Here is a 14,742-nt window from a genome sequence, read left to right as displayed (position 1 = left end):
AAGTACGAACGAAGGCCGTACCGCGCAAATGAAACAGAAGGAACAAACGCGATACAGCACGGAGAACCACCGTGAAATCTAAGGATCTCTCCGATCCTGGGCCATCGACAGCTGTCACGCATCCGTGCCCTGGATCTCAGACATATGTCTGAAGGGGTGCGAGAATGACCGGGTGAAGGGCGATTACCAGGAGCTGGTCGACGAGATCTCGGGGCTGCTCGGCGCTCCGGCGACGCTGGAGAACCGGGATTTCGGGCTGGTCGCCTTCGGCGCGCACGACAGCGACGACGACACGGCGATGGACCCGGTCCGCACCCGCTCGATCCTGACCCGCCGCTCGACCCCGGCCGTCCGTGCCTGGTTCGAGAACTTCGGCATCACCCGCGCCACCGGCCCCGTCCGCATCCCGGCCACCCCGGAGGCCGGCGTCTACCGGGACCGGATCTGTCTGCCGGTACGCCATCGGGGTGTGGTGCTCGGTTACGTATGGCTGCTGGACGCCGACCCCCGGCCGACCGACCGGCAGCTGGACGCGGCGATGGAGGTGGCGGCCCGGATCGGGGCGCTGCTCTCCGACGAGGCACGGGCGGGCACGGATCTGTCGCGGGAGTTCGGCGCGGTACTCACGGCCGGGCGCGGCTGGCAGCGCGATATGGCGGTGGCCGCGCTCGGCGAGGCACTCGGCCCGGACGCGGAGGGGCTGCACACCGTGGTCTGCGTGACCCCGTGGCCGGACGATCCACCCTCGGTGCGCACGGTGCCGTCGGCGGCCGCCCTGTCCGGTGCCCCGTCCACGGTCGGGGCGGGCCCGCCCGCCCTGGCCGCGCTCGTCCGGCTCCGGTCCCCCGAGGTCCTGGACCCGGCGCTCACCGCCGCCGGTCTGCTGCGCGCCACGGCCGGGTCCGGCGCCACCGCCGGGATCGCGGTGCCGCGCCGTGGACTGGCGGAGGTGGCCGACGCCTGGCACGAGGCGTCGGCCGCGAACCGGGCGGCAGCGGCGGAGTCCCGCTTCGGCCCGGTCGCCCAGTGGTCGGCCATCGGCCCGTACCGCCTGCTGACCGCGCTCGTCCCCGACACGCTGCCCGACCACACGGTCCGCCCACTTCTCACCCCGCCGCACCGGGATCTGGCCCGCACCGCCGAGGTCTTCCTCGACTGCGCGGGCCAGGCGTCCAGGACCGCCGCCGAGCTGGGCATCCACCGCCAGACGCTGTACTACCGCCTCTCCCGGGTCCAGCAGCTCACCGGCCTCGACCTGAACGACGGGGAGGACCGGCTGCTGCTGCACATGGCCCTGAAGGCGTCCCGGCTCTGAGGGTGCGGGCCTTTTGTCCTCAATCGCCGGACGGGCTTGGGTGCGGGTCCCCCGCGGGGGTGCGTCTGCCCGGTGGGTGGGGGTCCGGGGTCCCTCCGGGGCGTCTCCTCAAACGACGAACGTTCCGCGGGTACGCGAGGGGGGCCGGGTATCTGTTCGTCGTCCTGCGGGGACTCCCCTGCACGCCCCCGGACCCGGCCGCCGTGCGTCTGCAACGGTCATCGAGCCGGTGTGCGGACGCGGGTGATGCAAGGGGTGGGGACGTGCAGGGGAGTCCCCGCAGGAAATGGCGTACGACCCGGCCCCCCTCTCGGACCCGGGTGAACACGCCATTTCTGAGGAGACGCCCCGGAGGGGCACCACCCCCCACCCACCGCGCAGAGCGCACCCCCGCGGGGCACCCGCACCAAATCAAGCCCGTCCGGCGATTGAGGACAAAAGGCCCGCACCCCGGAAAGGGGCGCACAAGCACAACCCCGCGCGCCCGCCCGGCCGAGGGCTACGCGCGTCCGGCCAGGACCGCCTTCAGGCCCTCCGTCAGGTCCCGTGCCGACGGGGCGCTGTCACGGTCCATCAGCCACTGGACCATGACCCCCGCGAGCAGCGCCTGACAGAACAGCCCCGCCACCCGCGCCTTCTCCGGCTCCGTCTCCGGGTCGATGCCCAGCATGTTCTCCGCGAGCCCGTCGCGGCCCTCGCGCTGTGGGCCGGCGAGGGCCTTCTGCAGCTCGGGGTCGGAATCGATCCTGGAGACGACCTCCATCTGGAGCTTCCAGACGGAGCGGGTCTGCTCATAGCTGCCGATCACCCGTTCCCAGGTCTCACGGAACTGGTCGAGCGGCGCCGGCGGCGTGGCGGCCGGCTCCTCGGCGCTTTCGCCGTCTTTGGTCAGCACATCACCCCACTCCTCCGTCACCCTCAGGAAGGCGAGGTTGAGCAGGGCCTCCTTGGAGCCGTAGTGGTAGCCGATGGAGGCGAGGTTCGTACCGGAGGCTGCCACGATGTCGCGTGCCGTCGTCCGGGCGTACCCCTTCTCCAGCAGGCAGCGCTTGGCGCCTTCGAGCAGATCCTCACGATGTCCCATGACAGCAGCGTACCCGACACCTATACGCACGTGTAAGACGCGCGTCTGGATGCCGGGTACGGGGACTGCGGGACGGCTCAGTCGGTCAGGTTCACCGAACGGGCCGAGACCGCGCCGATCTCGGCCGAGATCTCGGCCAGCACGGGCACCGGGACGTCGTCGTCGACGGTGAGGACGACCAGCGCCTCGCCGCCCACATCGGCCCGCGAGACCTGCATACCGGCGATGTTCAGACCGGCCTCGCCGAGGATCTTGCCGACCGCGCCGACGACACCGGGGCGGTCGTCGTACCGCAGGACGACCATGTGGTCGGCGAGCGCGAGGTCCACGTCGTGCTCGCCGATCGCGACGATCTTCTGGAGGTGTTTGGGACCGGCCAGCGTGCCGGAGACCGCGATCTCCTCGCCGCTGGCGAGCGTGCCGCGCACGGTGACCACGTTGCGGTGGTCGGGCGACTCGGAGCTGGTGGTGAGGCGGACCTCGACACCGCGCTCCTGCGCGAACAGCGGGGCGTTCACGTACGACACGGTCTCGTCGACCACGTCCTCGAAGACGCCCTTGAGCGCGGAGAGTTCGAGCACCTTGACATCGTGCTGGGTGATCTCGCCGTACACCTCGACGTCGAGGCGGGCAGCGACCTCGCCCGCGAGCGCGGTGAAGATCCGGCCGAGCTTCTCGGCGAGCGGCAGCCCGGGACGGACGTCCTCGGCGATGACGCCGCCCTGGACGTTGACCGCGTCCGGCACGAGCTCACCGGCCAGCGCGAGGCGCACCGACTTGGCGACCGCGATGCCCGCCTTCTCCTGGGCCTCGTCGGTGGACGCGCCGAGGTGCGGGGTGCAGACGACCTGGTCGAACTGGAACAGCGGGGAGTCCGTGCAGGGCTCCTTGGTGTACACGTCGAGGCCGGCGCCGGCCACGCGGCCCTCCTTGAGGGCGGAGGCGAGCGCCTCCTCGTCGACGATGCCACCGCGTGCGGCGTTGACGATCCGCACCGAGGGCTTCACCTTGTGCAGCGCCTCGTCGCCGATCAGGCCGAGCGTCTCCGGGGTCTTGGGGAGGTGCACGGTGATGAAGTCGGAGACCTCCAGCAGCTCGTCCAGCGAGAGGAGCTTGACGCCCATCTGCGCGGCACGCGCGGGCTGCACGTAGGGGTCGAAGGCGACGATCTTCATGCCGAAGGCCGACATGCGCTGGGCGACCAGGACGCCGATGCGGCCGAGGCCGACGACACCGAGGGTCTTCTCGCTCAGCTCGACACCGGTGTACTTCGAGCGCTTCCACTCGCCGTTCTTGAGGGCGGTGTTGGCCTGGGGGATGTTCCGCGCGGTGGCGACCAGCAGACCGCAGGCCAGCTCGGCGGCGGTGACGATGTTGGAGGTCGGCGCGTTCACGACCATCACACCGGCCTTGGTGGCCGAGGAGACATCGACGTTGTCCAGACCGACGCCCGCGCGGGCGACGACCTTCAGCTTCTTCGCGGCCCCGATGGCCTCGGCGTCGACCTTGGTGGCGGAGCGCACCAGGATGGCGTCGACATCGGTGATCGCGGGGAGGAGCTCGGCGCGGTCCGCGCCGTTGCAGTGCCGGATCTCGAAGTCCGGGCCCAGGGCGTCCACCGTGGCGGGCGACAGCTCTTCAGCGATGAGTACGACAGGTTTCGAGCTCACGTGAGTCCTCACAGATCCAGTGCGGACGGCCGTCCCGACGGCCGCAGGCGGTGGAGGGGCTTGCCGCGTGGAAGACGCACGACACTGTGGGCCTGACGCGTGTATGTGTGCAGAAGTGTAGTCATGCGCGACGGCGCATACTGCGCCCCGTTGGAAGGATCACCCACATGAGGCTGGACGACTTGTACACACGTACGACGCCGCCTCTTCCAGCGGTGAAGCAGGAACAACGCCCGAGGGGCGGGTCCGGGACCCGCCCCTCAGGCGTCGGGGTTACGCGTCGTCGTCGTTGACCCAGCTCATGAGCTTGCGGAGCTCACGGCCGGTGGTCTCCAGCAGGTGATCGCTGTCGGCCTTCTTGTACTCGTTGTACTTGGGCAGACCGTTGTGGTACTCGGCCATCCAGTTCTTGGCGAAGGTGCCGTCCTGGATCTCGGCGAGGATCTTCTTCATCTCGACCTTGGTGTCGGCCGTGATGATGCGCGGGCCGCTGACGTAGTCGCCCCACTCGGCGGTCTCCGAGATCGACCAGCGCATCTTGTCCAGGCCGCCCTCGTACATGAGGTCCACGATGAGCTTCAGCTCGTGGAGGCACTCGAAGTACGCGATCTCCGGCTGGTAACCGGCCTCGGTCAGGGTCTCGAAACCGGCCTTGACCAGAGCGGCGGTGCCACCGCAGAGAACGGCCTGCTCGCCGAAGAGGTCGGTCTCGGTCTCCTCGGTGAACGTGGTCTTGATGACGCCGGCGCGGGTGCCGCCGATGCCCTTGGCGTACGAGAGGGCGAGCTCCAGGCCCTTGCCCGTCGCGTCCTGCTCGACGGCCACGATGCACGGAACGCCGCGGCCCTCCTCGTACTGCCGGCGGACCAGGTGGCCCGGGCCCTTGGGCGCGACCATGCAGACGTCGACGTTGGCCGGCGGCTTGATGAAGTCGAACCGGATGTTCAGGCCGTGGCCGAAGAACAGCGCGTCGCCGTCCTTGAGGTTGTCCTTGACGGACTCCTCGTAGACCTGGGCCTGGAGCGGGTCCGGAACCAGGATCATGATGACGTCGGCCTCGGCGGACGCCTCGGCCGGAGTCACCACGCGCAGGCCCTGCTCCTCGGCCTTCGCCTTGGACTTCGAACCCTCGTGCAGACCGACACGGACGTCGACACCCGAGTCGCGCAGCGACAGCGCGTGGGCGTGGCCCTGGCTGCCGTAACCAAGGACCGCGACCTTGCGGCCCTGGATGATGGACAGGTCGGCATCGTCGTCGTAGAACAGCTCGGCCACTGGGTCTTCTCCTTGGTGTGCAGGTGTTGCGTCCCACCGTACGGCGGGGTGCGTCAGATACGTTTTCGGGTCTCGCCATACGAGCGGCGCGACGGACCCGCGATGATTACGCCGTGCGGTCGAGGGCGCGCAGGGACCGGTCGGTGATCGAGCGCGCGCCACGTCCTATGGCGATGGTGCCGGACTGGACCAGCTCCTTGATGCCGTACTGCTCCAGCATCTTCAGCATCGCCTCCAGCTTGTCGGCTCCGCCGGTCGCCTCGATCGTGACGGCCTCCGGGGAGACGTCCACGGTCTTGGCGCGGAACAGCTGGACGATCTCGACGATCTGGGAACGGGTCTCGCTGTCGGCGCGGACCTTCACCAGGACGAGCTCGCGCTGGATCGCAGCGACGGGCTCGAGTTCGACGATCTTCAGGACGTTGACCAGCTTGTTGAGCTGCTTGGTCACCTGCTCGAGCGGCAGGCCCTCGACATTCACCACGATGGTGATGCGGGAGATGTCGGGATGTTCGGTGGTACCGACCGCGAGCGAGTCGATGTTGAAGCCGCGGCGGGAGAACAGGGCGGTGATCCGGGCGAGGACACCGGGCTTGTTCTCGACCAGGACGGAGAGCGTGTGCTTGGTGGACATGGAGGTCGGTCTCTCTCTGTCTCTCAGTCGTCTTCGTTGTCGCCGAAGTCGGGACGGACACCGCGGGCTGCCATGACCTCGTCGTTGGAGGTGCCGGCGGCGACCATCGGCCACACCATGGCGTCCTCGTGGACGATGAAGTCGACGACGACCGGACGGTCGTTGATCGCGTTGGCCTCGGCGATGACCTTGTCCAGGTCGGCCGGGTCCTCGCAGCGGATCGCGTAGCAGCCCATCGCCTCGGACAGCTTGACGAAGTCGGGCACCCGGGTGCCCTTCGCCGCGTTGCCGTCGGTGTCGGCGCCGGAGTGCAGCACGGTGTTGGAGTACCGCTGGTTGTAGAAGAGGGTCTGCCACTGGCGGACCATCCCGAGCGCGCCGTTGTTGATGATCGCGACCTTGATCGGGATGTTGTTGAGCGCGCAGGTGGTGAGTTCCTGATTGGTCATCTGGAAGCAGCCGTCACCGTCGATCGCCCACACCGCGCGGTCCGGCATACCGGCCTTCGCGCCCATCGCCGCCGGCACCGCGTAACCCATCGTCCCGGCGCCGCCGGAGTTCAGCCAGGTGGCGGGCTCCTCGTACTGGATGAAGTGCGAGGCCCACATCTGGTGCTGGCCGACGCCCGCCGCGAAGATGGTGCCCTCGGGGGCGAGTTCGCCGATCCGCTGGATGACCTGCTGCGGCGAGAGGCTGCCGTCGTCCGGCAGGTCGTAGCCGACCGGGTAGGTCTCGCGCCAGCGGTTGAGGTCCTTCCACCAGGCGGCGTAGTCGCCGGTGTGGCCCTCGGTGTGCTCGGCCTGGACGGCCTGGACGAGGTCGGCGATGACCTCGCGGGCGTCCCCGACGATCGGCACGTCCGCCGCGCGGTTCTTGCCGATCTCCGCCGGGTCGATGTCGGCGTGCACGATCTTGGCGTACGGGGCGAAGCTGTCCAGCTTGCCGGTGACCCGGTCGTCGAAGCGCGCCCCCAGGGCGACGATCAGGTCGGCCTTCTGCAGCGCGGTGACGGCGGTGACCGCACCGTGCATGCCGGGCATCCCCACGTGCAGCGGGTGGCTGTCGGGGAACGAACCGAGCGCCATCAGTGTGGTGGTGACGGGCGCTCCGGTGAGCTCGGCCAGCACCTTCAGTTCGGCGGTGGCTCCGGCCTTCATGACACCGCCGCCCACGTACAGCACCGGGCGCTTGGCCTGGGTGATGAGCTTGGCGGCCTCACGGATCTGCTTGGCGTGCGGCTTGGTCACCGGGCGGTAGCCGGGCAGGTCCATCTGCGGCGGCCAGGAGAACGTGGTCTTCGACTGGAGGGCGTCCTTGGCGATGTCGATGAGCACCGGTCCCGGGCGGCCGGTGGAGGCGATGTGGAAGGCCTCCGCGACCGTGTGCGCGATGTCCTCGGCGCGGGTCACCAGGAAGTTGTGCTTCGTGATCGGCATCGTGATGCCGCAGATGTCGGCTTCCTGGAAGGCATCCGTACCGATGGCCTTCGAGGCCACCTGGCCGGTGATCGCGACCAGCGGCACGGAGTCCATGTGCGCGTCACCGATCGGGGTGACGAGGTTGGTCGCGCCGGGACCACTGGTCGCCATGCAGACGCCGACCTTGCCGGTGGCCTGCGCATAGCCGGTGGCCGCGTGGCCCGCACCCTGCTCGTGGCGGACCAGGACGTGACGGACCCGGGTGGAGTCCATCATCGGGTCGTACGCCGGAAGGATGCAGCCGCCGGGGATGCCGAATACCGTGTCGGCCCCGACTTCCTCGAGAGAACGGATGAGGGACTGCGCGCCCGTGAGGTGCTCAACGGCGGCGGAGGACGGTCCGCCGGTACGGGCCCGCGGCTGGGGATGGTGGGCCCCGGTGGCCTGCTCGGTCATCGGCATTCTCTTCTCGAAGCTGAGGGTTTTTGCGAGTGTTTTACGACGTTTTGCGTGGTCCGGTGCAACAAAAAACCCCTCGTGCCGTGAGGCAAGCGAGGGGAGCGCGCCGGTGCGGTCTGCAGAGTGTCATCGAAGGACTCTGCTTCAGCCGACGCGCTTTCCAAGTACGAGAATTCGGGTGCGCATGGCATTGACCCTCTCTCCGACGCACTTGACGTGTCAAGTGGGTGGGACGGGCGTCTCAGAATGTGAGCCGGTGAGCAGGGGGATGGAGCCGCCCGCCAGGACCGGCTGTACGGCCGGACTGCCGGGCACCGGGAACTGGCCGCGGACCAGGGCGCGGCGGAGCCGGTATTCGTCCAGCGGCCCGGAGAACGCCATGCCCTGGCCGTGCGTACAGCCCATGGCGCGCAGAGCGAGGACCTGTTCCGGTACGTCGACGCCGTCGGCCACGGACTGCATGCCGAGGTCGCACGCGATCCGCAGCAGCCCGCTGGTGATCTTGTGCAGCCGGGCGGACTCGACGACTCCCTCGACCAGCCCGCGGTCCAGTTTCAGTACGTCGATGGGGAGCCGGCGCAGGGCGTTGATCGCTGCGTAGCCGCTGCCGAAGCCGTCGAGCGCGATCCGCACGCCGAGCCGGCGCAGGGCGACCAGCCGCTGTTCCAGCTCGTCGAAGGGGACCCGGGGGTCGCTGTCGGCGACTTCGATCATCAGCGCTCCGGACGGCAGCCCGTAGCGGGTGAGCAGCGCCTCGACGGAGCCGAACGGCATGCCCTTGTCGAGCAGCCGGCGGGCGGAGAGCCGGACGGCGACGGAGACCTGGTGTCCGGCACGGGCGCGGTCGGCGGCCTGCTCGACGGCCTCTTCGAGGAGCCAGCGGCCCAGCTCTGCGGTGCGGTCGCTGTCCTCGGCGACCCGGAGGAATTCAGCGGGGGTGAACAGGACCCCCTGAGCGGAGCGCCAGCGGGCCTGGGCGGCGACGGCCGCGACCGTACCGCTGGTCAGATGCACCACGGGCTGGTGGAGGAGCGCGAACTCCCCCTCGTGCAGCGCGGTGCGCAGTCTGGCCGCCAGCTCGGAACGGCGTACCACCTCGGCCTGCATCTGCGGCGCGTACAGCTCGACGCGGTCCTTGCCGCCCGCCTTGGCCCGGTACATGGCGAGGTCCGCGTTGCGCATGAGGTCGTTGGGGGTGATGGCCGGCTCGGCGAAGGCGACACCGATGGAGGCGGTGACCCGGACCTCGCCGGCGCCGATGCGGTAGGGCTGGGAGAGCGTGAGGCGCAGCCGGTCCGCGATCTCGTGGACCTGGTACTCGCGGGCGGTCTGCTCACGGCTGCCGTCGCCGACGATGAGGGCGGCGAACTCGTCGCCGCCGAGCCTGGCTGCGGTGTCCCCCGCCCGGACGGAGTCCTGGAGGCGGCGGGCGGCCTGGATGAGAAGCTCGTCGCCCGCCTGGTGGCCGAGGCGGTCGTTGGCCGCCTTGAAGCCGTCCAGGTCGATGAAGAGCACGGCCGTGCCCGCGTCGCCCGACCTGCGGCCGGCGAGGGTCTGCCGGACCCGGTCGGTGAACAGGGCCCGGTTGGGCAGGTCGGTGAGCGGATCGTGCTCCGCATTGTGCTGCAACTGGGCCTGGAGCCTGACCCGTTCGGTGACATCGCGGCTGTTGAGGATCAGCCCGCCCTGGTGGCGGTTGACGGTCGACTCGACGTTCAACCACTCACCGCTGCCCGACCTGAAACGGCACTCGATACGGGTGGTGGGCTCCTCGCCCGGCGGAGCGGCCAGGAACCGGCGCACTTCGTGCACCACCCGGCCCAGATCGTCGGGGTGGATGATCGAGGCGAGCTCCGCGCCGATGAGATCGTCCGCCTCGCGCCCGTAGACACCGGAGGCGGCGGGGCTGACGTAGCGCAGTATGCCGGTCGGGGCGGCGATCATGATGACGTCGCTGGAGCCTTGCACCAGGGAGCGGAAGTGGTTCTCCTTCTGCGCCAGTTCCTGGGTGAGGGCGATGTTGTCGACGAGCATGATGCCCTGCCGGACGACCAGCGCGAGCACCACCGTGCACCCGGTGAAGACCACGACGCGGTCCACCCTGCGGCCCTCGATGACGTTGTAGAGGATGCCCAGGGTGCAGACGGCGGCGGCGAGATACGGCGTCAGCGCGGCCAGCGAACCGGCGATGGGACGGCTGGTGGTGCGCGGCGCGGACCGCTGCTCGACAGCGTTGTCCTCCTCTCGCCCGGCTCCCCAGGGGGCGTAGGCGAGGAGCAGCGAACCGGCGAACCAGCCCGCGTCGAGCAACTGGCCGGAATGGTAGGTCTGGCGCAGCAGCGGTGAGGTGAACAGGGCGTCGCACAGGACGGTCAGGGCGAGCGCGGCGATGGCCGTGTTCACCGCGGCACGGTTGACGCTGGACCGCCGGAAGTGCAGCGCGAGCACCATGGAGACCAGCACGATGTCGAGCAGTGGGTAGGCGAGCGAGAGTGCGGCCCGGGCCACACTGGCCCCCTCGACGTCGGCCAGATGTGCCGTATGGGCGAGGGCGAGGCTCCAGGAGAGAGTGAGGAGCGATCCCCCGATCAGCCAGGAGTCGAGGGCCAGGCAGACCCAGCCGGCCCGCGTGACGGGGCGCTTGGCGAGGACCAGCAGCCCCACGATGGCGGGTGGCGCGAAACAGAGGTAGAAGAGGTCGGCGAGGGAGGGGTTGGGCACCGGGACCCCGCGGACGAACTCGTACCAGCCCCAGACCGCGTTGCCCCCGGCGGCCATCAGCGAGGAGAGCGAGAACAGCAGCCAGGCCGGCCGGAAGCGGTTGTCCGCCGCGCGGGCGAAGAGGAAGCAGGAGACGGCAGCGGCCAGGGCTGCGCCGCTGAGGCCGAAGTCCCCCATGAAAAGGGCCAGTTGTGTCGACCTCCAGCCCACGGCCGCGCCCACCGCGTAACCGGCGCAGATGAAGCCGAGGACGAGCTGCGGGAGCAGAGCGGGCGCCCTGCCGACGGCCGGCCGCCGGGCGAGGAGCGCCGCGCGGGTGCTCACCGGCGCGCTCACCGGGGTGCCCCCGAGGTTTCCGGACGGCCGCGGCGCCGGCGCACCGGCCGCATCGCCGACCGCTTTCGGCCGCCCCGCCGTGTCGGATCGTTCACCCATCGGCCGTACATCGCCCGTCGCCCCCTCGCGTGTGGCTTCCTCCCCGGCGCCGTCCCTTCCACGGCGCAGCCTCCCTTTCGGGACGATACACCAGACTCGTCACACAGGGACATAGTTCCTCTACTCTCCGTGACGACCTGGGCAGTTGTCGCCACCGAGCGCTGCAGAACGTGCCCGCAGCGTGTTCAGCCGGTGGTGCGCACGACGTTGCGGACCGGTTCCCCCGCGGCGAAACGGCTGACCTGTCCGGCGATCAGACGCCTGGCGCGTGGCCGGAACGCCGAGGTGCTGCCGCCCACATGGGGAGTGATCAGGACGTTCGGAGCATGCCAGAGGGAATGGCCGGAAGGGAGCGGTTCCGGGTCGGTGACATCGAGTGCGGCGTGCAGCCGGCCGGACTCGAGTTCGGACAGCAGCGCCTTGGTGTCGACGACACCGCCACGGGCGACGTTCACCAGCAGTGCGCCGTCCGGCATGGCCGCGAGGAAGTCCGCGCCCACCAGCCCTTGTGTGGAGGGGTTCAGCGGAGTGGACAGGATGACGATGTCGGCCTCGGGCAAGAGTGCGGGCAGATCGTCGAGCGTATGTACGGGCCCGCGTGCGGTGGTCCGGGCGGAGCGTGCGACGCGCGCCACCCGCGCGCACTCGAAGGGCGCGAGCCGGTCCTCGATGGCGGATCCGATCGATCCGTACCCCACGATCAGCACGGACTTGTCGGCGAGCGCCGGGTAGAACCCGGAGCGCCACTCCTCCTTGTCCTGGCCGTGCACGAACCCGGGGAAGCCGCGCAGCGAGGCCAGGATCAGCGCGAGGGTCAGCTCGGCGGTGGACGCCTCGTGGACCCCCTTGGCGTTGCACAGCCGCACCCCGGCGGGCAGCCGGCCGAGCTCCGGCTCGACGTGGTCGATGCCCGCCGAGAGGGTCTGCACGACCCGCACCGCGGTCATCCCGGCGAGCGGCCGGACCGCGACCTCCGGGCCCTTCATGTACGGCACGACGTAGAAGGCGCAGTCGGCGGGGTCGGCCGGGAAGTCCTGCGCGCCGTCCCAGAAGTGGTAGTCGAACCCCTCGGGAAGCCCTTCGATCTCATCGGCCGGAATGGGCAGCCACACATCGGTGGCGGTGGCGGGATTCACGGTGGAAGTCATGGTCAGGAGGCTATGCGAAGGCTCAAGGGGAGCAGAGGTTAGTTTGGGGTACGGAGCCCGGTCGCGTGCCGGCGGGCGGGGCCGAGGGCCTGCCCGGCCCTGATCCGCCGGACAGGTCCTAGGGAGGGTTCGGGGAGTTGGAGCGCAGGAGTCTCGGTGCGGCGGCGCTCGCCGTGAGCGCGGTCGGTCTCGGCTGCATGCCCATGAGCTGGGCGTACAGCGCCTCGAAGCAGCGTGGCGATCATGCCCTGCGCGCTGTGCACGCGGCGCTCGACGCAGGCGTCCAGTTGCTCGACACGGCCGACATGTACGGCCCGTTCACCAATGAACTGCTGGTGGGACGGGCGCTGAAGGGGCGCCGTGCGGAGGCCTTCGTCTCCACCAAGTGCGGGCTGCTGGTGGGCGATCAGCACATCGTGGCCAATGGGCGGCCGGGCTACGTACGGCGGGCCTGCGACGCCTCGCTGCGCCGGCTGCAGACCGATGTGATCGATCTGTACCAGCTGCACCGGGCCGACCCCGAGGTGCCCGTCGAGGAGACCTGGGGCGCGATGGCCGAGCTGGTGGCCGCGGGGAAGGTCCGGGCGCTCGGACTGTGCGCGATGGGAGCGAGGGCCGCGCGCCGGCCGGGTGCGCGGATGCATGACGGAACGATCCGGCAACTGGAGCGGGTACAGCAGGTCTTCCCGGTGAGCGCGGTGCAGGCGGAGCTCTCGGTGTGGTCTCCCCAGGCACTGGAGTCGCTGCTTCCGTGGTGTGCGGCGCGGGGTGTGGGGTTCCTGGCGGCGATGCCGCTGGGCAACGGCTTCCTGACGGGCACGCTCACTCCTGGGCAGGGCTTCGAGCCGGACGACCTGCGGGCCAGGCACCCCCGGTTCACCGCCGAGATGATGGCGGCGAACCAGCCGGTGGTGGTGGGACTGCGGCGGGTGGCCGAGCGGCACGGGGCGACGCCCGCGCAGGTGGCACTGGCCTGGGCGCTGCGGCAGGGACCGCAGGTGGTTCCGGTGCCGGGGACCAAGCAGGAACGGTGGGTGGTGGAGAACGCGGGGGCGGCAGGGCTGACGCTGACGGAACAGGACCTGGCGGAGATCGACCGGCTGCCGCCGGCGCGGGAGTCGTGGGACTGAGCGCGGGGTCGCGGCGGCCGGTCATGGGTGACTGCCCGCCGGCCGCTGATCGAGAAAGTCGGCTGTCATCGGGAACCTGAGGCCGGGCCGCGGTGTATGAACGGTAGACAGGCGGCCGTCGAAGGGATCGGTGCGGTGTTCGGATCTGGGCAGGACCCGATGGGGCGTCACATGACGCGTCACGGGAGCGGTCGCGTTGCGCGGCAGCGGACGGCGGCCGGAGTCACGGGGGCGGGAGTGCGGCGCGGGGCGCTGGCGCTGCTGGCGAGCGGTGCCCTGGTGCTCGCGGCGGGGTGCTCCTCGGAGGAAGGGGCGCAGAGTACGGCGGGCCAGGGGGCGAGCTCAGCGGCCGGGTCCCCCAAGGGCAGACCGAGCAATACGGCCTCGCCGTCCGCCTCACGCCCCGCGGTCGAGCTGCCGCCGGCGAAGGGCTCCGCGAAGGTGGTGTCGACCCTCACGGAGGGGCTGGACTCGCCGTGGGGCCTCGCGGCCCTGCCCGACGGTGATCTGCTGGTTTCCTCGCGCGACAAGGGGACGATCACCAGGGTCGACGCGAAGAGCGGGAAGAAGACGCTGCTGGGCACGGTGCCGGGAGTGGCTCCCGCCGGCGAGGGCGGACTGCTGGGTATCGCGGTCTCCCCCGCCTTCGGCACGGACCATCTCGTGTACGCGTACTTCACGACCGCCTCGGACAACCGCATCGCCCGGATGCTCTACGACGAGAAGGGGACGACAGCCGGACAGCAGCTGGGCGCTCCCGACACGATTCTGCGGGGCATTCCGAAAGGCTCCATCCACAACGGCGGACGGATCGCCTTCGGCCCGGACCACATGCTGTACGCGGGGACGGGCGAGACCGGGGATCACGGCTTCGCGCAGGACAAGAAGTCGCTGGCCGGCAAGATCCTGCGGATGACGCCGGACGGCGAGCCGCTGCACGGTAATCCACAGGCCGACTCCGTGGTGTATTCGTACGGTCACCGCAATGTGCAGGGGCTGGCCTGGGACAGCCGGAAGCAGCTGTGGGCGTCCGAATTCGGCCAGGACACCTGGGACGAGCTGAACCGGATCGTGCCGGGCGGAAACTACGGCTGGCCGGAGGTCGAGGGGAAGGCGGGCAAGAAGGGGTTCGTCGACCCCGTGGCACAGTGGAAGACATCCGAGGCGTCCCCGAGCGGTATCGCCTTCGCCAAGGGCTCGATCTGGATGGCCGGTCTACGGGGTGAGCGGCTCTGGCGGATTCCGCTGTCCGGTGACGAGAACAAGGAACCTCTGGCGGCCCCGCAGTCGTTCCTGAAGGGGAAGTACGGCCGTCTGCGCACGGTGCTGGCGGCGGGCGGCAACAAGCTCTATCTCGTCACGAGCGAGACGGATACCCGTGGCACCCCGAAGCCGGGAGACGACAAGATCCTGGTGGTCGAGGTGCGGTAGCGGCTACAGCAGGCGGAAGGGT

Annotated in this window: 10 protein-coding genes; 3 read left to right on the top strand and 7 right to left on the bottom strand. The window is 70.0% G+C overall.

Going from position 1 to position 14,742, the window contains the following annotated elements; genetic code table 11:
- The first annotated feature begins 172 nt into the window (after positions 1-172).
- Positions 173-1,315, top strand: coding sequence for a PucR family transcriptional regulator (locus ACFVW8_RS12900; protein WP_389689086.1), 1,143 nt, complete (start codon positions 173-175; stop codon positions 1,313-1,315).
- 499 nt (positions 1,316-1,814) lie between these two features.
- Here ACFVW8_RS12900 and ACFVW8_RS12895 read toward each other — a convergent pair whose 3' ends face one another.
- From ACFVW8_RS12895 to ACFVW8_RS12865, 7 genes are all read right to left on the bottom strand, one after another.
- Positions 1,815-2,399: a TetR/AcrR family transcriptional regulator gene (locus ACFVW8_RS12895; protein ID WP_389689084.1), complete on the bottom strand. Its 585-nt coding sequence runs from the start codon at positions 2,397-2,399 to the stop codon at positions 1,815-1,817.
- Between the two features lie 77 nt (positions 2,400-2,476).
- On the bottom strand, positions 2,477-4,069 hold the full coding sequence (gene serA, locus ACFVW8_RS12890; RefSeq protein WP_389689082.1) for a phosphoglycerate dehydrogenase: 1,593 nt from the start codon (positions 4,067-4,069) through the stop codon (positions 2,477-2,479).
- Between the two features lie 273 nt (positions 4,070-4,342).
- Complete coding sequence (gene ilvC / locus ACFVW8_RS12885; RefSeq protein ID WP_389689080.1) at positions 4,343-5,344, bottom strand: ketol-acid reductoisomerase; 1,002 nt, start codon at positions 5,342-5,344, stop codon at positions 4,343-4,345.
- A gap of 106 nt (positions 5,345-5,450) precedes the next feature.
- Entirely contained in the window at positions 5,451-5,978 is a 528-nt protein-coding gene (gene ilvN / locus ACFVW8_RS12880; protein WP_389689078.1) for an acetolactate synthase small subunit, read from the bottom strand.
- 23 nt (positions 5,979-6,001) lie between these two features.
- Entirely contained in the window at positions 6,002-7,858 is a 1,857-nt protein-coding gene (locus ACFVW8_RS12875) for an acetolactate synthase large subunit (RefSeq protein WP_389689076.1), read from the bottom strand.
- A 216-nt stretch (positions 7,859-8,074) separates the two neighbouring features.
- Positions 8,075-10,900, bottom strand: a complete 2,826-nt coding sequence (locus ACFVW8_RS12870; protein WP_389689074.1) for a putative bifunctional diguanylate cyclase/phosphodiesterase — start codon at positions 10,898-10,900, stop codon at positions 8,075-8,077.
- Positions 10,901-11,196: 296 nt separating this feature from the next.
- Positions 11,197-12,159 carry a 2-hydroxyacid dehydrogenase gene (locus ACFVW8_RS12865; protein ID WP_389689072.1) on the bottom strand — a complete coding sequence of 321 codons (963 nt, stop codon included), beginning with the start codon at positions 12,157-12,159 and terminating at the stop codon, positions 11,197-11,199.
- A 137-nt stretch (positions 12,160-12,296) separates the two neighbouring features.
- Between ACFVW8_RS12865 and ACFVW8_RS12860 the strand changes: the two genes are divergently transcribed.
- Together ACFVW8_RS12860 and ACFVW8_RS12855 are read left to right on the top strand one after the other, a co-directional pair.
- Positions 12,297-13,289, top strand: coding sequence for an aldo/keto reductase (locus ACFVW8_RS12860; protein WP_389689070.1), 993 nt, complete (start codon positions 12,297-12,299; stop codon positions 13,287-13,289).
- A 252-nt stretch (positions 13,290-13,541) separates the two neighbouring features.
- Positions 13,542-14,720, top strand: coding sequence for a PQQ-dependent sugar dehydrogenase (locus tag ACFVW8_RS12855; RefSeq protein ID WP_389689153.1), 1,179 nt, complete (start codon positions 13,542-13,544; stop codon positions 14,718-14,720).
- The last annotated feature ends 22 nt before the right edge of the window (positions 14,721-14,742 follow it).

Origin of the sequence: Streptomyces sp. NPDC058221, from assembly GCF_042882365.1 — a bacterium.
Taxonomy (GTDB): Bacteria; Actinomycetota; Actinomycetes; order Streptomycetales; family Streptomycetaceae; genus Streptomyces.
This window is presented reverse-complemented; position numbering and strand designations above follow the sequence as displayed.

Bases quoted from the DNA above. Each gene is read 5' to 3' on its own strand.
- ACFVW8_RS12895 (WP_389689084.1), bottom strand. From the start codon at position 2,399: ATGGGACATCGTGAGGATCTGCTCGAAGGCGCCAAGCGCTGCCTGCTG.
- ACFVW8_RS12875 (WP_389689076.1), bottom strand. From the start codon at position 7,858: ATGCCGATGACCGAGCAGGCCACCGGGGCCCACCATCCCCAGCCGCGG.
- ACFVW8_RS12865 (WP_389689072.1), bottom strand. From the start codon at position 12,159: ATGACTTCCACCGTGAATCCCGCCACCGCCACCGATGTGTGGCTGCCC.
- ilvN (WP_389689078.1), bottom strand. From the start codon at position 5,978: ATGTCCACCAAGCACACGCTCTCCGTCCTGGTCGAGAACAAGCCCGGT.